A 16,064-nucleotide genomic window follows, 5' to 3' on the forward strand; every position below is an offset into this window, starting at 1 on the left:
ATTTCACCCCATGGCGGGCGCGAAGAAGTTGGTGATGGGCGCGAGCGGGTTCCTCGGCTCGCATGTCACCAGGCAGTTGGTTGAACGCGGCGACGACGTGCGGGTCATCCTGCGCCGGACGAGCTCGACGAAGGCCATCGACGACCTCGACGTCGAGCGACACTACGGCGACATCTTCGATGACGATGCCGTGCGCGCCGCGATGGCCGGTTGCGACGACGTCTTCTATTGCGTCGTCGACACCCGTGCCTGGCTGCGCGACCCCACACCACTGTTCCGCACCAATGTCGACGGCCTGCGCCACGTGCTCGACGTCGCGGTGGAAGCCGATCTCCACCGGTTCGTGTTCACCAGCACGATCGGCACCATCGGTATCCCCGCGGAGAACCGCCTTGCGACCGAAGAGGACCAAATGAACTGGGCCGACAAGGGTGGCGGATACATCCAGTCCCGGGTTCAGGCCGAAAACCTCGTGCTGCAATACGCCAGGGAGCGCGGATTGCCGGCCGTTGCTCTGTGCGTCGCCAACACCTACGGCCCGCGCGACTGGCAGCCGACGCCACACGGCGGGCTGCTCGCCGCGACGGCAGCAGGCCGAAATCCCGTGTACGTCAGGGACGCATCCACCGAGGTAGTCGGCATCGAAGATGCCGCGACCGCGCTACTGCTCGCCGCCGAGAAGGGCCGAAATGGTGAGCGCTACATCATTTCCGAGCGCTACATGGCCATCCGGGAGCTGTTTGACACGGCCGCAGACGCGGGCGGTGTGAAGCGGCCGTGGCTGGGGATCCCGCTGTGGGCGCTGTATCTGCTCGGGCACGCCGGCGATGTCGCAGGCCGGCTGTTGAACCGCGATACGCCGGTCACGAGCGTCAGCGCCAGGCTATCGCACATGCTGCCCGCGATGGACCACAGCAAGGCCGAGCGCGAACTGGGGTGGCAGCCCGCCCCGATCCACGAGTCCATCCGCCGTGCAGCGGTGTTCTTTGCAGAAAACGCCGAAAACCAGCGCCGATAACTACGCGGGCGGCAAAAACAGGTAGTCGACTACGCATGCCTTCCTCGGGCCTCGGATCGACGATCAACGGGTGTCGGATGAATTCTCGCTGAAGCTGCTGGGTCAATTCGCCGTTCTTCGGGGTGATCAACCTGTCGACCTGCCTCCGGCATGTCAGCGACTGATCGCGCTCGTCGCGCTCAAGCGCAGGCCTGTGCACCGGCTTTGGGTCTGCGCGATGCTCTGGCCGCACGCCCAGACCCGACGCGCCATCGCCAGCCTGCGCTCCACCATGTGGCGGCTGCGGCCCGCGGGCGCCGACCCGCTGCTCGAGGTCGACCCGCAGTATCTCGCGCTGGCCCCCGGGGTTTCGGTGGACTTCTACGACGCGGTCGACCAGATCGGGCAGTTGCTCGACCACGACGAGCCCGTCGACCCGCAATTCGTCTCAGGACTGCTCGCGCTGCTTCGCGCGGGAGAATTGCTCGACGGCTGGTCCGAACCGTGGGCCACGGCCGAGCGCCAGCGCTACCGCGCGATGCGCAAGGAAGCCCGCGACACGTTGGGCCGCGGCTCCGAAAAACAGGTATCCACCTACGCGTGCGGGTCCATGCGTTCGCTTCATACGCTTCATAGCGTCAGGAAGACAAGGGACGACTCGAGAGAACCATGAACGCGCTACTGCTGATCTGCATCTCCGTCGGCACACCGCTTGCCGCACTGGGACTGTACGACCTGCAGACGCGTCTGGAGCAGTGGGACTACCAGCGTCACGCTGAAGACTGATCGTCGACGCACGCCGCGCGGGGGCCTACGTTTGGTGGCGTGGAACAACTTTCCGATGATGTCGTCGCATTCCTGTCCGAAGGCACCCGCACTGGGCTACTCGGATATCTCGCGTCCGATGGCCGTCCCCTTGTCGCGCCCGTTTGGTTTGTGGTCGACAACGGCGAACTCGCCTTCAACACAGGCAAGGACACCGCGAAAGGCCGTGCCCTGGCCCGCGATCCGCGGGTGGTGATGTGCGTCGACGATTCGCGACCGCCGTACTCGTTCGTCCAGGTTCAGGGTGTCGCCACGGTCGGCGAGGACCCCGGCGACGTTCTCGACATCGCGACGCGAACCGGCGGCCGTTACATGGGCGCCGAGCGGGCCGAGGAGTACGGCCGAAGAAACGCCGTCCCCGGTGAACTCGTGGTGCGCATCAAGCCGACCAAAGTGCTCAAGGCGTTCAACGTGGCAGAGTGATCGCGTGAGCGCGTCGCCGGGGTCCTGCGCTGTCGGGGTGGTGCTGGCTGCCGGTCTCGGCACCCGCGTCGGCGCCGACGGTAACAAGGCATACCTGCCGCTGGCGGGCCGCAGCATGGTGACCTGGTCGCTCTCGTCCGTCACGCAGGTCCCAGAGATCGCGCGCACGGTGCTCGTGTACCGCAGGGGTGAGCTCGACCTGGCCCGCGACACGGTGGCAGCAGAACTGCCCGGTGCCGCGGTGGAACTCGTCGAGGGCGGCGACACCAGACACGCCTCCGAGTTCAACGTGCTGCGCTATCTCGCCGACGACATCGACTCGGGCGTGGTCGACGTGGTGCTGATTCACGACGCGGCGCGACCGCTGGCCAGCCGCGACATATTCCTGACTGCGCTATCGCTTGCCCGCGAGTTCGGCGGGGCGATACCGGCATTGCCCATCCCCGATTTGGTGCGGCATGGGCCGGCCGGTGTCGAGTCCACCGGCGGCGGATCGGTGCGCGTGCAGACGCCGCAGGCGTTTCGGGCGCAACCACTGCTGCGTGCCTATCGGGCCGCCACCGCCGAGAGATTCGAGGGCACCGACACGTCGTCGTGCATCGAGAAGTTCACCGAGGAAAAGGTGCGCACCTTCCCCGGCGTCGCGGGCAACCTGAAGGTGACCTACGCGCAGGACGTGGCGGTAGCGGCCCGGCTGCTCAGTCGGTCCGACTCGCGATGATCGCCTCGACATAGTCGGTGTCCCTTGGCAATTCGATGGCGAATCCGTTCGCGTCGCCCTCGACCAGGGTGATCGGCATGCCTGCGCGCAGTACCTCGTCGAGCTCGTCGAAGTCCTCCGAGATGCGCCCAGCGAGCAGCCGAGACAGTTCATCGACGGCGAATCCGCGCGGGTACTGCACGGTCTGCAGCGTCGAGCGGTCAAGGGTGCCGGTCACGAAGCCGTTCGCATCGACAGACTTCACGCTGTCGGTTACCGCGAGCGCAGGCATCACGATGGTGCTGCCCGCGAGCAGGCCGGCAACCACCCTGTCGCGCAGGGATTCCGGCGCCAGGGGTCGACGGACATCGTGAATCAGGACGTGACGCGCCGAGTCGTGAAAGCGCTGCAGGCCAGCGGCCAGGCATTGCGCCCTCGAATCCGGCTCTTCGACCGCGACCACATCAATGGCCGATAAGCCATGCGCCGCAAGGGTTTCGCGGACCCGATCGGCAAGTGCCGCAGTGGTGGCGACCACGGCAGCGCTGGGCATCGCTCGCGCAAGCCACACCAGGGCAGGCTCACCTGCCAAGGGGGCGTACGCGTTGTCCGCAAGCGCCGAGGGTAGCGGCAAGACCGCCGCGGGCTCCTCGGCCATCAGCGGAAGCGCTCGAGGTAGGCGTCCCAGTCCCAGGTGGCGAGGAATTCCTCTGTGCCTGCATAGCCTTTCGCGTACAGCGCCTCGATCTCGTTGTCGGAGATGTCGAAATCGAGGAAGCCGATGTCGGTCGAGTCCACTCGGATGGTCCTGGCGCTCACCCACGGCTCGTTGAGGTAGGCCTGATCGCGGCCGACGAGCGCGGTGGTGATCACGCCTTCCAGCAGATGCGGCGCGCCGAGCATCCGCAGCGGCGCGAGGGCCGGAATCACCTTGTCGTTGCCCTCGGGAAGGTTCGGCAACACCGTGACGCCGAAGCTGGGCCAGCGGGGTTTGTGTCCATCGAAGCGGTCAAGCGAATCGATCGGAAAATTCGAAAGGATGCCACCGTCGACCAACGTGGACGTCAGCCCGCTCGACGACGTCAACGAGACCGGCCGGAAGAAGAACGGGATCGCCATCGACGCACGCACCGCATCGGCGACGGACTGTTCGTCGGGATCCAGGCCGTAGACCCGGCGGTAGTCCCAAGGCAGCCGCACCAACTGCCCCGTGGTCACATCGGCGACCGTCACGACCAGTTTGTAGCGCCGCTCCGGCGGCAAGTCGTCATCGTCGATCGCCAGGTCGCCGAACGTGCCAACGCCGAGATTCGCAAGCTGGCTGCGGACCCAGTCGTGTGCGTAGTCGCCGCGGTAGATACCTGTCCCCCGCAACACGGCCAGCGAGGGGCCGAGTAGCGGAAGGCGTTCGACGGGACCGGGGTCGGTGAATTTGTGGTAATCCAGCTGCAGCGCAAGCTCTTTGACTTCTTCGCCGCTGAGTTGGTTACTCATCGATGCGGCTGCGACGATCGCGCCGACGATCGACCCGGCAGAGGTTCCCGACACGCGTTGAGCGCGGTACCCGGCGTCCATCAACGCAACGACGGCCCCAACCAAACCGATGCCTTTGACACCGCCGCCCGACAACACCAGGTCCGCAGGCTTCGCCACGGCGCCGACGCTACACGGGATCGAATGCCGAAATGAGCCAGGTGCCGTTGATCTTCTTCATGCTCACCTTGACCGCGCTCGCGGCGAAGGCACCATCAGGATTCTCCTTGCTGGTGGTGTTCTGGTTGATGAACACCAGCACCATGGCGGAATCCGGATGCAGCTCGGACACCGCGGCGCGGACGACGGCGGCGCTGGTCTTAACTGCCTTCTGCTTGGCCGCGGGCGTGACGATCTGCTGGGTGAAATTCGTGTAGTACGACAGGAAGTCACCGGTCAGATGCGACTTCGCGTTCGCGAAGTCCTTGTCCAGGGTCTCGGGTGAGTACGACAACATCGCGACCGTGCCGGTTTTCGCCGCATCGAGCACGACGTTGGCCGCGGCCTCGTCGGTTTTCTGGTCGGTGCGGTACTGGCCGAAGTACAGCCAGGCCGTGACGCCCGCCGAGGCGAGGAGCGCGACCGTCAACACGATCGCCCCGATCCATCCGGCCACGGCGAGCCCCGATCGCCGCCGCTTGCCATCGGTTTCGTCTGCCGCGCCACCGGTTTCGTCTGCCGCGTCGTCAGTTTCGGTTGTCGCGTCGTCGGTTTCGGTTGTCGCGTCGTCGGTTTCGCCGGACTGGTCTGCGGCTTCATCGACGCCGGTGAGGAGTTCTGTTCCTGCCTGGTCGGCGTCTTTCAGGTCGGAGTTGTCCTTCGCGGTCACGGTACGAACTCCACCTTCTCCATCTTGATCTGGCCGCCCTCACGCTTGAGGTTGACGGACAGCCGCCACGACCGGGGCTCCTGCTTGGCACCCGCGGAATTGGTGACTCGCGACGACGCCGACACCAGCACCACTGCCGTGTCGTCGGTCATCGACTCCACGCCCGTGGCGTTGACGGTGACCTCGGTGATCACCTTCGAGTCCTGCGCGACCTTGACGAAGTCGTCGGCCTGGCTCTTGAAATCGTCCTTGAACTGGCCGGTCGAGTTGTCGATGATGCGCTGCACGTCCTCCTTGGCCTTGTTGAAGTCCAGCGACATCAATGTCACTACGCTCTGCCTCGCCGCAGCGCTGTACTCCGCACGGCGCTGATCGTCGGCCACCTGATGACTGTGGTGGTTGAACATCAGCACGCTGATGAAGATCAGCACCGCCGTGCAGGCAACTGCAATGACAGCGGCGAAGACGGCAGCCAGAATCTTGAGGACCCGGCGGCTCCCGCCGGGTTGCTCGCCGATCGGATCCGCGGACAACTCCTCGGCGGCATCCGCTGTGTCCGGGCCGGTTTCCGAGGTCTCGTCGGCCTCAATCAGGTCGACGGGTTCGGCCGGTGCGCCGGCGGTCTCGGTCTCTGCATCGGCGTCTGCATCGGCGGCGTCTGCATCGGCGGTCGCGGCCTCGGCAGCCTGCCTGCGCAACCGGATCGCGCGAGCTTTTGCCCGGGCAGCGGCGGCTACCGCTTCCGCCTCAGCGGCCTCTGCCTCGGCCTCCTCGGCGAGAGCCAATGCTTGGGCGGCGTCGGCCGGCCGATCAGGTTCCTGCTTCGGCTCGTCGACGCGGTCAGCGTCGATCACCGACGCGCGGCGCCTGAAAGACGGCACTGCGACCTCCTAGTTCTGCAAACTGCTCTGCTAATGAGAATGGCGTTATTCATTTTTGAGTATTGCCGCGACGATACCGCATCCGCAGCCGGGGTCAGACGATGCGTTTCCTGCGGAAATGCTATTTACGCGCTGTGCGAACGCTCAGCGCAATTTGTCTTTCATGACCTTGCCCGTGGCGTTCAACGGTAGCTCGTCGGTGAACTCGACGAACCGAGGAACCTTAAATCCGGCCATCCGGTCGCGACTCCAAGCAATCAGCTCATCGCCACTGACGGTGGGTGTTGCATCCTTTGCGCCAGCCTTCAACACCACGAACGCCTTCCCCACCTGCCCCATCCGCTCGTCGGGGACTCCGATCACCGCCGCCTGGGCGACAGCGGGATGCTCGAGCAGAAAGCCTTCGATTTCGGCGGGGTATGCGTTGAAGCCGCCGACGATGAACATGTCCTTCTTCCGGCCGACGATCCGCAACCGGCCCGACTCGGTGAAGCTGCCGAGGTCGCCGGTGTGCAGCCAGCCGTCGACGTCGATGGCTTCCGCCGTGGCAACGGGGTCGTCCAGATAACCCTGCATGACGCCGTAGCCACGCACCAGCACCTCGCCGTCGTCGGCGATGCGGACCTCGACGTCCTCACAGGGCAGGCCTGCGGTCGCCGCAACGTCTTCGAACGAGTCGCCGGGTCGAGAGAGCGTGACGTTGCCCGCCTCGGTGAGGCCATAGCCCGTCATCAAGGTTTGGAACGGAAGTTCCTCGTGGATCCGGTGCACGAGTTCCACGGGGATGTCGGCCGCACCCGTTACGCCGGCCCGCAGCGTCGCGAGTCTGTCCTTGTCTTCGACTGCAAGCAGCGAGTGATACAGCGTCGGCGGACCGGGAAGCATCGTGATCCGTTCGGCCGCAATCAGTTCCACGACGCGGTCGACCTCGAAGGCAGCGACCGGAAGCATCGTCGCGCCACGCAGGAACGACGCGATCAGGCCCGCCTTCAACCCGAAGGTGTGAAAGTAGGGGTTGATCATCAGGTAGCGGTCGCCCTCACGCAAGTCAGCGAGAGTGGCCCATTCCTCGTACATCCGAAGTGTCTGGACGTGATTCATCTTGGCGCCCTTGGGCTTGCCGGTCGTGCCCGACGTGAAGATGATGTCGGAGATATCGATGCCCGCGACGTCGCGGTGAAACGGTGTCCCGCTGGACAAGAAATCGGACTTGAGGTCGATGACCGGCACGCCGGCGGGCGCGCTGTAGTCAAGGCCGAGGAACCCCTTGCAGACCAGCACCGCCTTTGCGCCGCTGCGGCCGATGATGTCGGCCGCCTCGTCGGGCTTGAAGCGCGTATTGACCGGGACGAGCACGCCGCCGGCCGTCAGCAATCCGAAGGCCGCGATGATCCATTCCGCGCAGTTGGGCGCCCACAGGGCGACCCGGTCCCCTTTTTCGACACCGAGTTCGGCGAATGCGCCTGCCGCACAGCGGATCCTCGCGACCACTTCGGTGAACGTGAGCCGCAGCGGACCGTCGACGACCGCTTCCGCGTTACCGAACCGGTCCGCTGAGCTCAACACCATCTCGGGGATGGTTTCCCAACGCCGGGTCACGTCGTGACGAGACGCCCCAGGTTGCCGCCCATGATCTTCGCCTGGTCCTCGAGGGACAGGTGCTCGAGCGCGGTCACGTAATGCGTCGGTTCGGCCAGACCCTCGGGATGCGGCCAGTCGGAGCCGTACAACACCTGGTCCACTCCGATCAGGTTGATGAGATCGTCGATGCCCTCTTCATAGAACGGGCTGACGTAGATGCGGTTCTTGATCTCCTCGATCGGGTTGCCGAGGAACGCCTCAGGCGCCTTCTTCCACACCTCGGCCATCGAGTCCAGCAGCGGGAACATCCACTTCGAACCCGCCTCCACGATGCCGACCTTCAGCTTCGGGTGCCGGAACAGCGCGCCGTGAATCACCCAGGAGGCCACCGCATCCTGGATCGGGCGCCACTCGTTGAGGATCGACATGGCGTTGGTCTGGAACGGCAGCATCTCCTGCGCGGCGCCGTCCCACTCGGAGGTGTACCGCGAGTAACCGCTGTCAGACGAGTGCATGCCGACAAAGACGTCGTGGTGGACAACCCGCTCCCAGAACGGATCGAACTCGGGCAGCGCGAACGACCTCGGCCCGCGGAAACCGGGCACCGGCGCCGGGCGGATGAGGATCGCGCGAGCGCCACGCTTGACGCACCACTCCAGTTCCTCGATCGCCTTCTCCACGATCGGCAGCGTGATCACCGGCGTGGTGAAGATGCGGTTCTGGTAGTTGAAGCCCCACACCTCGTCGAGCCACTGGTTGAGCGCGTGGATGAGGACGTGAATGGCGACCGGGTCGTCGGAGAGACGCTCCTCGATCAGGCTGGCGAGCGTCGGGAACATCAGCGAGCGGTCGATGCCAAGCTCGTTCATCTTCTCGAGTCGCGGCTCGGGCTCGAAGAACGCGGGAATGGCTCTCATCGGCTCACCGAACAGCTCGCGCTTGCTCTTGCCGTCGGGGTTGCCGAACTTGAAGTACTCCTCCCACGCGCCCGGCTTGGCGACCACGGAGAAGGTGGGATTGGGGATGTAGTTGCTGATCACTCCGCGCAGCGCGATCTTCGTGCGGCCGTTGACCTCGACGTACTGGACGACGTCCTTGTACTCCTTGGGCAGGTACTTGGTCATCGCCTCTGGCGGCTCGTACAGGTGGTTGTCCGCGTCGAACAGCGGAAACGGTATGTCGACCCTATGCGACAGCTGGCCCATGGAAGACTCCTTATCTCGTCACGAGAATCTTATTCTCACTTTCGACAAGTCGCAATATCCCGCCTTACCAGGAACTTCTGCACCTTGCCGCTGGCCGTGCGCGGGAAGTCGTCGGCTTGGTGCAGTTCCTCAGGCCACTTCTGCGTTGCGACGCCTGCCTGCTTGAAATGCTCGCGGACCTCCTCGAGAGTCGGCATCGAGTGGCCCGTCTTGACGCGCAACACCGCGGCCGTCCGCTCCCCGAGTCGCGCGTCGGGCACCGCGACCACCACCGCCTCCACGACGCTGGGCATGGCGAGCAGCACCTCCTCGACCTCCAGCGCGCTGATGTTCTCGCCGCCGCGGATGATCACGTCGGCCTTGCGGTCGGTGATGGTCAGATAGCCGTCGTCGTCGAGGACACCGACATCGCCGGTGGAATACCAGCCGTCTTCGTCGAACGCCTTCGCGGTCAATTCGGGATCGGTGTAGCCCAGGCACAGGTCAGGGCCACGGCTGAAGATCTCGCCGTCGGGACCGAGCCGGATCTCGACGCCGGGACGCGGATTGCCGTCGGTGTAGAGCCGCTTGTCCTCCGGCGCGGTCGGTTTTGACCCGGTGATCGACGGGTGCTCGCTGCTGCCATAGGAGCGGAATACGAACATGCCCAGGTCGGTCAGCCGGCGCGTGACGGCCGCGGGCACGGTCGATCCGCCGAGACCGACGGTGGTGAAGTGCTTGAGGTGTTCGGGCGTGCAGTCCGGATGATCCAGCAGGCTGGTGACGAAGTACGGCGGCCCACCACCGATCGAAAGCCCTTCGCGCTCAATGAGTTTGAGCACCATGCCGGGGTCCCACACGTCACACAAGTCGATGGGCGCACCCTCCAGCACCGGAATGAGGAACGCCCCGAGCATGCCGATGAAATGCCCGACCGGGGTTGCGGTGAGCTGTCGACCGCGATCCTTCGGATAGTTCTCCAGCAGTTGACGGGTCTCGAAGCCCAGCGTCTGATGGCTGTGCACAACACCTTTCGGGTTGCTCGTCGTGCCCGAGGTGAACGCGATCAATGCCGGGCCGGCGGGGTCGGTGGCGAGTGTGCCCTGCAACGGTTCGGCGGCGAGCAGTTCCTCGTAGTTCTGTCCGACCAGCCCGACGATCGGGATGTCCTCGCAGAGGTCGGGCTGAAACTTCATGCGGCCGAACTCTTCTGCGGTGATGAACACGCGCGGCTTGGCGGCTCCGATAATGTGGGTGAGTTCCTTACGACCGTAGAAGTGCACGATCGGGACGGTTACGGCGCCGAGGAACGTGGACGCCCAGAACGCGGCCGCGGCCTCCTTCCAATTCGGCAGTTGCAGCGCGATCACATCAGCCGGCCCCACGCCGCGGGCGTGCAGCCCCGCAGCAAGCCTGCGCGCCTCCAGTTCGACGTCGCGGAACGTGCCGGCGAATGGTCGGACGGCCGAATGCACGACGAAGCCGGTATCGGGGTTGGCGCGCAGACCTCGGGCGACCAGATCGCCGAGGGTCTCGGCCGTCCACCACCCTTCATCCTGGTAGCGCTTGGTCAGCTCAACAGGGATTTTTCGCATGACGCTCAGCCGCACCTCCAGTCCCGCTGCGATGCTATTCTCCGATAGAGAGAATGCCAATACCGCAGACGGAGAATGCTCGATGGTCGACCTCGAATTCGACGACGGTTTGGCGGTCATCACCATCGACCGGCCGCATGCCCGCAACGCCATCTCGCTGGAGACGATGGATCAGCTGGAGAAGGCGCTCGACGGCGCCGATGGCGCGCGGGCGCTGGTGCTCACCGGCGCAGGCGATCGGGCATTCGTCTCGGGTGGAGACCTCAAGGAGCTCAGCGCGCTGCGCACCGAGCAGGAAGCGTCGTCGATGGCCTTCCGAATGCGCGCGATCTGCGATCGGATCGCCGCGTTCGCAACGCCAACCATCGCTGCGCTCAACGGCCACGCGCTTGGCGGCGGCGCCGAGTTCGCGGTGGCGGCCGACATCCGGATCGCCGCCGATGACATCAAGATCGGCTTCAACCAGGTGACGCTGGAGATCATGCCTGCGTGGGGCGGCGCCGAACGACTGGTCACGCTGATCGGTTACAGCAAGGCATTGCTGCTGGCTGGCGCTGGCACTGTGCTCGATGCCGCCGAGGCCGAGCGAATCGGCTTGGTGGACAAGGTGTTTCCGCGGGAGTCGTTCGACGCCGGATGGCGGGGTCTGGCCAAGGCCATGGCCGGCAGGCCTGCCGGTGAGATCAAGCGCGTGATGAAGGGCGCCACCACGACGGAAGCCGTCACCGCGTTCGCGCGGCTGTGGGTGGCCGACGAACACTGGGCCGCCGCGGACAAGGTGATGAAGCGCAGCAAGTGAGCGGTTTGTGTGCGTTTTGTTGCGCACAGCGCTCCCCAACGCACACAAGTCGCTAGGTACCCATCTCGCGGATCGCGTCGGTGCCGTCCCAGTTCGCCGCGGTGGCGCGGATGAACTTCGCGCTCGCCGCCTGGGCTTCGGTGAGCTCGGAGATCTCTACGACGGTAGCTGGGCTGTTCGGCGGCTCGACATAGGCAAATCGCACGCCAAGTTCCTCGCCGCCCGCCCACACGACCGGCCAGCCGGCGTCGGCTACCGCGGTCATGGTGGCGTCGAAATCCTCTGCCCAATAAGCCAACTGGTGAAAGCCGGGGCCGTTGGCGGCAAGGAATTCGGTGAAGATGCTTGGCGTGTCGTCGTGCTGGTAGATCAGCTCGATCTGCATTTCCCCGCTGTTGGACAACGCCAGCGACAGCGTGGTCTCGCACGGTTGGCCGCGATAGCGCGCACTCATCGCCAGACCCCGGATGACAAGCCATGGGCCGACGCCCAACTCGACCCAGCTCGCCAGCGCCTCGTCGAGGTCGGTGACGACGTAACCGATCTGGCGGATCGAGCCGGGGAGGATGCTCATGATGCCGTGCGTGCCGCCACCGCCCGCATGTCAGGTGTTCGTCCGAGACGCGAAATCGAGTGAGGCGATGCTCATCATCTCGACCAGTGAGCGCCGATCGATGGTCCAGATCGCTGCCGAGGCCGCGCGGTTGTTCTCACCGACTACATGAACCGGGCCGTCGCCGATGTTCTCGATGATCTCTCGCGCAACGTCTTCGGACAGCATGTGCGCGGCCGGGTCGTACTCGATGCCCAGGCGCTGGAAGGCAGGGGTGTATGTCATGCCCAGCGGGGTGCAGCACACGTCGACACCGTGGGGTCGTAGCTCGGCCCACAGTCCTTCGGCGAAGTTGTGCTGGAACGCCTTGACCGCCGAGTACACCGCGAGCGTCGCGGAGCCGGCCAGGCAGGCCAGCGATGCGACGAAGACGATGCCGCCGCGGCCGCGGTCACGCATCGCGCTACCGAAGTGATGCGCCAAGGCAATGGGTCCGATGCAGTCGAGCTTGATCTGCTTGAGCGAGTAGTCGACGTCGGTCTCCAGGAAGGTCGTCGTCCGGTCAGATGCGCCGGCGTTGTAGATCAGCAGGCCGACTTCGAGTCCTTCGGTCGCATCGGCCACCTTGGCTCCGACATCGGGATCGGTGAGATCTTGGACGACGACTCGCGTCTGCACGCCGTGCGCGGCGCGCGCCTGGGCGGCGACCTCGTCGAGAAGCGTTGCGTTGCGCGCGATCAGGACGAGATTCAGCCCGCGCGCGCCCAATTGGTCGGCCAGGCTGGCGCCGATCCCTTCGGAGGCACCTGCGATGACGGCCCACTGGCCGTACTTATCCGTGAAGTCGGTCATGACCGCGCACCCGACGCCGCCCCCGCGTGCACCCGCGCGATGTTCGTCGTGCGACGGGAGATCCGCCAGCCGTCGGACGTCCGGACGAACTCGTCGTCGTAATGCCCAAGGGCCTCAACCCAACTGGCGCCGTCATCCGGGATCGCCTGAAGTACCGCATGCACATACGACCGTGCCGTCGCTCGGTCACCGTCGACGGTGATGGCGAAATTGGTCAGCCGGTGATAGGTCGGCCCCATTGCGTCATGGAGTTGTTCCATCAACCCAGTGATCGCATCGGCGCCCTTGTATTGGCCGACTTCGCCGTAGTCGACATCGACGTCCTCGGTCCAACAGGTGCGCAACTGTGCCCAATCTTTGAAATCTATTCCGGTGGCGTAACGGATCAGCACCTCGGCGATCTGCTCTTTATCGGCGTCCACACGGCGAGGCTATTTCATAACCTCCGCCGACGTCGCGGACTCCACACCACCGCCTTGGTCGGCGGTACAGTCGGCCCGAGCGCCACCCTGTTCTCTCTGGACGAGAATGGCATTTCCGGTTATCGTCAACGGCGTGTCACCACAGCAGATAGCACTCGCGCCGGAGATCTCTACCTGGCCCGACGAGAACCCACAGCTCATCGGAAGCACCTGCGGCCAATGCGGGGCCACCACCTTTCCCATCCAACAGTGGTGCCCCAAATGCAGCGCGGGCGAGATGTCCGACGTGTTGCTGCCGCGGCGCGGCACCCTCGTTGCCTGGACCACGCAGGGCTTTCCGCCTGGCGCTCCGTACAAGGGGCCGACCGGCAAGGACTTCGTTCCGTTCGGTGTCGGCTTGGTGCAGCTCGGCATGCAAGATGACGCCGTCATCCGCGTCGAGGGCCGGCTCACCGAGAACGATCCGGCAAAGCTGCAGTTCGGCCAGGAGGTCGAGCTGACCATGCTGCCGTTCACCACCGACGAGGAAGGCAACGAGATCATCACGTTCGCCTTCCAGCCCGTCTGACTTGAGAGGACACTTCGAACAATGAACGACGTCGCGATCATCGGCGTGGGCCTGCACCCATTCGGACGCTTCGACAAGACCGCCATGGAGATGGGCGCCGACGCGATCCACGCGGCGCTCGCCGACGCGGGCGTGGCGTGGAAGGACATCCAATTCGGCTTCGGCGGCAGCCATGAGGTCTCCAACCCCGACGCGGTCACCCGCCTCGTCGGTTTGACCGGCATCACGTTCACCAACGTGTTCAACGCCTGCGCCACGGCGGCGTCCGCGATCCAGCAGACCGCGGACACCATCCGGCTCGGCAAGTACGACATCGGCATCGCGATCGGGCTGGACAAGCATCCGCGCGGCGCGTTCACCGACGATCCGGCCAAGCTGGCGCTGCCGCAGTGGTACGCCGAAAACGGTCAGTTCGTCACCACCAAGTTTTTCGGGATGAAGGCCAATCACTACCTCCACAAGCACGGCATCTCGCAGGCGACGCTGGCGAAGGTGGCGGCCAAGAACTTCCGCAACGGCGAGAAGAACCCGAATGCGTTCCGGCGCAAGCCGATTTCTGAGGAGGAGATCCTCAACTCGCCTGTGCTGAACTACCCGCTGACGCAGTACATGTTCTGCGCACCCGACGAAGGCGCGGCGGCGGTGATCATGTGCCGCGGCGACATCGCGCACAAGTTCACCGACAAGCCGGTCTACGTGCGGGCCACCGAGATCCGGACGCGGACGTTCGGCGCCTACGAGGTGCACGCGACGTCGGCGCCGCTGGACGAGGACCCGTCCCCAACGGTGTTCGCGGCCAAGGCCGCCTACGAGGCCGCCGGCATCGGACCCGAGGACGTCGACGTCGCCCAGTTGCAGGACACCGACGCCGGCGCCGAGGTCATCCACATGGCCGAGACCGGGCTGTGTGCCGACGGCGAACAGGACAAGCTGCTCGCCGACGGCGCCACCGAGATCCACGGCTCGATGCCGATCAATACCGACGGCGGACTGATCGCCAACGGCGAGCCGATCGGTGCCTCCGGCCTGCGGCAGGTGCACGAACTCGTGCGTCAACTGCGCGGCGAGGCGGGCGATCGGCAGGTGCCCGGCGAGCCGCGGGTCGGCCTCGCGCAGGTGTACGGCGCTCCCGGCACGGCGTCGGCGACGATCCTGAGCCGCTGAGCACAAGATCTCTGATTCGGAACCGGGTGCGAAAACAACGTTCTAAGATCTCGGAAATGATGTTTCCGCCTGCGCCCCGATGGATCAGGCCGCTGCTCGGCGCCCTGTCGGCAACGGCGCTGGCGGCCGCCAGCCTCGTCGCGGGAACCGCGTCGGCGGGCGCAGACGACGATCCGCCCCCTCCGCCGCTGCACAACGTGCACTACACGATTTGGGCCGAGCAGCCCTTCAACGTCAACATCTATTACCGCGACACCGACCCGCCGAACTGGGCGGACTACAGCCACAACCCGTATCAGTTCAGCCCGAAGGTGGAGGCCGACGTCGGGCCGAATCAGCAGTGGAATCTCGACGTCGGACTGGTCAACCCCGACGAGTGGGCCATGGTGGTTGCGGGCACCGGCGGGGAGTCGGCGAAAAGCCCCAACATCCATTGCGCGCTAGCCGTCGACGGCGTCGTCGTGAAGACCAATCAAGGGCCGAAGGGCGCGCTCTGCTCGCTGCGCAACTGGTGATCGTCGGTCGGTAGCGGTTCACCCTCGAGTCGGCGAAGCCAGTCCTCACAGAACTTGAACGTCTCCGCATGCCCGGTCGACATGCCGAGCGCGCGTTCCATGACGATGCCCTGTGACACGCTCGTCGCGAACACCGTCCAGACGACTGGAGGAACTTCTGACGTGGCGACGCCGTACCGTTCGAGCGCGGCGGCGATGGCCTTGTTCTGCTCCTCGCGGAAACGTTCGGCGTAATAGACGATTTCGGCCCGCAACGCCTTGCGGTGGTTGGCCAGGCCCATGAACTCCATCGTGAGCCGGGTGGCCTCCGGCATCGTGCTGAACCGCCACAACGCCCACAGCGGCTGAGGCGCCTGAAGCGCGGTCTTCAGCACACCGAGCCCCTCTTCGGCCCTGCGACGGAAAACCTCTAGGAACAGGTCCTCCATGGTGCGGAAGTAGTAGTGCACGAGCTGGGGCTTGAGGCCGGCCCGCTCGGCGAGCCGGCGTGAGGTGACAGCGGCGTAGCCCTCCTCGAGAAGGAGTTGTTCGGCAGCGTCGAGCAGCACGCCGCGATTCTTCGCGTCCGGCGCTCCGATTCTTCGCGCCGATGCCATGCAATTCCTCCCATACCTGCTGCCCAAGAGGTCAACACGCCGATGTT

At 65.3% G+C, this 16,064-nt stretch carries 19 protein-coding genes; 8 read left to right on the forward strand and 11 right to left on the reverse strand.

Translation table 11 applies throughout. From position 1 onward, the window contains the following. Window positions 1–10 precede the first annotated feature (10 nt). From GGC64_RS16395 to GGC64_RS16410, 4 genes are all read left to right on the forward strand, one after another. Window positions 11–1,018 carry an NAD-dependent epimerase/dehydratase family protein gene (locus tag GGC64_RS16395; RefSeq protein ID WP_192723529.1) on the forward strand — a complete coding sequence of 336 codons (1,008 nt, stop codon included), beginning with the start codon at window positions 11–13 and terminating at the stop codon, window positions 1,016–1,018. A 70-nt stretch (window positions 1,019–1,088) separates the two neighbouring features. Beyond that, on the forward strand, window positions 1,089–1,670 hold the full coding sequence (locus tag GGC64_RS16400) for a transcriptional regulator (RefSeq protein ID WP_192723530.1): 582 nt from the start codon (window positions 1,089–1,091) through the stop codon (window positions 1,668–1,670). Between the two features lie 152 nt (window positions 1,671–1,822). Further along, window positions 1,823–2,245: a PPOX class F420-dependent oxidoreductase gene (locus GGC64_RS16405; protein WP_192723531.1), complete on the forward strand. Its 423-nt coding sequence runs from the start codon at window positions 1,823–1,825 to the stop codon at window positions 2,243–2,245. A gap of 4 nt (window positions 2,246–2,249) precedes the next feature. Further along, a complete protein-coding gene (locus tag GGC64_RS16410; protein ID WP_192723532.1) occupies window positions 2,250–2,966 on the forward strand; it encodes an IspD/TarI family cytidylyltransferase in 717 nt (238 codons plus the stop codon). Here GGC64_RS16410 and GGC64_RS16415 read toward each other — a convergent pair. From GGC64_RS16415 to GGC64_RS16445, 7 genes are all read right to left on the reverse strand, one after another. Further along, on the reverse strand, window positions 2,944–3,603 hold the full coding sequence (locus GGC64_RS16415) for a 2-C-methyl-D-erythritol 4-phosphate cytidylyltransferase (RefSeq protein WP_192723533.1): 660 nt from the start codon (window positions 3,601–3,603) through the stop codon (window positions 2,944–2,946). The two genes, GGC64_RS16410 and GGC64_RS16415, sit on opposite strands and share 23 nt — an antisense overlap. Continuing rightward, window positions 3,603–4,598, reverse strand: a complete 996-nt coding sequence (locus tag GGC64_RS16420) for a patatin-like phospholipase family protein (RefSeq protein ID WP_192723534.1) — start codon at window positions 4,596–4,598, stop codon at window positions 3,603–3,605. Before GGC64_RS16420 ends, GGC64_RS16415 begins: the two co-directional genes overlap by 1 nt. Window positions 4,599–4,608: 10 nt before the next feature. Further along, window positions 4,609–5,307 (reverse strand): hypothetical protein, encoded by a 699-nt coding sequence (locus tag GGC64_RS16425; RefSeq protein ID WP_192723535.1) that lies wholly within the window; start codon window positions 5,305–5,307, stop codon window positions 4,609–4,611. After that, entirely contained in the window at window positions 5,304–6,188 is an 885-nt protein-coding gene (locus GGC64_RS16430) for a hypothetical protein (RefSeq protein WP_192723536.1), read from the reverse strand. The genes GGC64_RS16425 and GGC64_RS16430 overlap by 4 nt, the downstream gene beginning before the upstream one ends. A 144-nt stretch (window positions 6,189–6,332) precedes the next feature. Next, the gene (locus GGC64_RS16435; RefSeq protein ID WP_192723537.1) at window positions 6,333–7,787 is read right to left on the reverse strand and encodes a FadD3 family acyl-CoA ligase; all 1,455 of its coding nucleotides are present in this window, start codon (window positions 7,785–7,787) and stop codon (window positions 6,333–6,335) included. Then, window positions 7,784–8,974 carry an amidohydrolase family protein gene (locus tag GGC64_RS16440; RefSeq protein ID WP_192723538.1) on the reverse strand — a complete coding sequence of 397 codons (1,191 nt, stop codon included), beginning with the start codon at window positions 8,972–8,974 and terminating at the stop codon, window positions 7,784–7,786. Before GGC64_RS16440 ends, GGC64_RS16435 begins: the two co-directional genes overlap by 4 nt. A gap of 35 nt (window positions 8,975–9,009) precedes the next feature. Beyond that, window positions 9,010–10,548 (reverse strand): AMP-binding protein, encoded by a 1,539-nt coding sequence (locus GGC64_RS16445; protein WP_192723539.1) that lies wholly within the window; start codon window positions 10,546–10,548, stop codon window positions 9,010–9,012. A gap of 82 nt (window positions 10,549–10,630) precedes the next feature. On the opposite strand from GGC64_RS16445, the gene GGC64_RS16450 reads away from it, so the two are divergent. Further along, window positions 10,631–11,347, forward strand: a complete 717-nt coding sequence (locus GGC64_RS16450) for an enoyl-CoA hydratase/isomerase family protein (protein ID WP_192723540.1) — start codon at window positions 10,631–10,633, stop codon at window positions 11,345–11,347. A 52-nt stretch (window positions 11,348–11,399) separates the two neighbouring features. On the opposite strand, the gene GGC64_RS16455 is transcribed toward GGC64_RS16450, so the two are convergent. The 3 genes from GGC64_RS16455 to GGC64_RS16465 are packed head-to-tail and all read right to left on the reverse strand — an operon-like array spanning window position 11,400 to window position 13,174. Further along, window positions 11,400–11,921, reverse strand: a complete 522-nt coding sequence (locus tag GGC64_RS16455) for a VOC family protein (RefSeq protein WP_192723541.1) — start codon at window positions 11,919–11,921, stop codon at window positions 11,400–11,402. Window positions 11,922–11,951: 30 nt separating this feature from the next. Continuing rightward, window positions 11,952–12,752 (reverse strand): SDR family oxidoreductase, encoded by an 801-nt coding sequence (locus tag GGC64_RS16460; protein ID WP_192723542.1) that lies wholly within the window; start codon window positions 12,750–12,752, stop codon window positions 11,952–11,954. Further along, entirely contained in the window at window positions 12,749–13,174 is a 426-nt protein-coding gene (locus tag GGC64_RS16465; RefSeq protein ID WP_192723543.1) for a nuclear transport factor 2 family protein, read from the reverse strand. The genes GGC64_RS16460 and GGC64_RS16465 overlap by 4 nt, the downstream gene beginning before the upstream one ends. Before the next feature lie 106 nt (window positions 13,175–13,280). On the opposite strand from GGC64_RS16465, the gene GGC64_RS16470 reads away from it, so the two are divergent. Genes GGC64_RS16470 through GGC64_RS16480 form a run of 3 tightly spaced genes read left to right on the forward strand, consistent with a single transcriptional unit; the run spans window position 13,281 to window position 15,421 of the window. Then, the gene (locus GGC64_RS16470) at window positions 13,281–13,742 is read left to right on the forward strand and encodes a Zn-ribbon domain-containing OB-fold protein (RefSeq protein ID WP_192723544.1); all 462 of its coding nucleotides are present in this window, start codon (window positions 13,281–13,283) and stop codon (window positions 13,740–13,742) included. Window positions 13,743–13,763: 21 nt separating this feature from the next. Beyond that, window positions 13,764–14,906, forward strand: a complete 1,143-nt coding sequence (locus GGC64_RS16475) for a thiolase family protein (RefSeq protein WP_192723545.1) — start codon at window positions 13,764–13,766, stop codon at window positions 14,904–14,906. A 56-nt stretch (window positions 14,907–14,962) separates the two neighbouring features. Further along, window positions 14,963–15,421: a hypothetical protein gene (locus tag GGC64_RS16480; protein WP_192723546.1), complete on the forward strand. Its 459-nt coding sequence runs from the start codon at window positions 14,963–14,965 to the stop codon at window positions 15,419–15,421. On the opposite strand, the gene GGC64_RS16485 is transcribed toward GGC64_RS16480, so the two are convergent. Beyond that, window positions 15,379–16,017: a TetR/AcrR family transcriptional regulator gene (locus GGC64_RS16485; protein ID WP_192723547.1), complete on the reverse strand. Its 639-nt coding sequence runs from the start codon at window positions 16,015–16,017 to the stop codon at window positions 15,379–15,381. The two genes, GGC64_RS16480 and GGC64_RS16485, sit on opposite strands and share 43 nt — an antisense overlap. Window positions 16,018–16,064: the final 47 nt, after the last annotated feature.

Source organism: Mycobacterium sp. OAS707 (assembly GCF_014873705.1).
Classification (GTDB): Bacteria; Actinomycetota; Actinomycetes; order Mycobacteriales; family Mycobacteriaceae; genus Mycobacterium.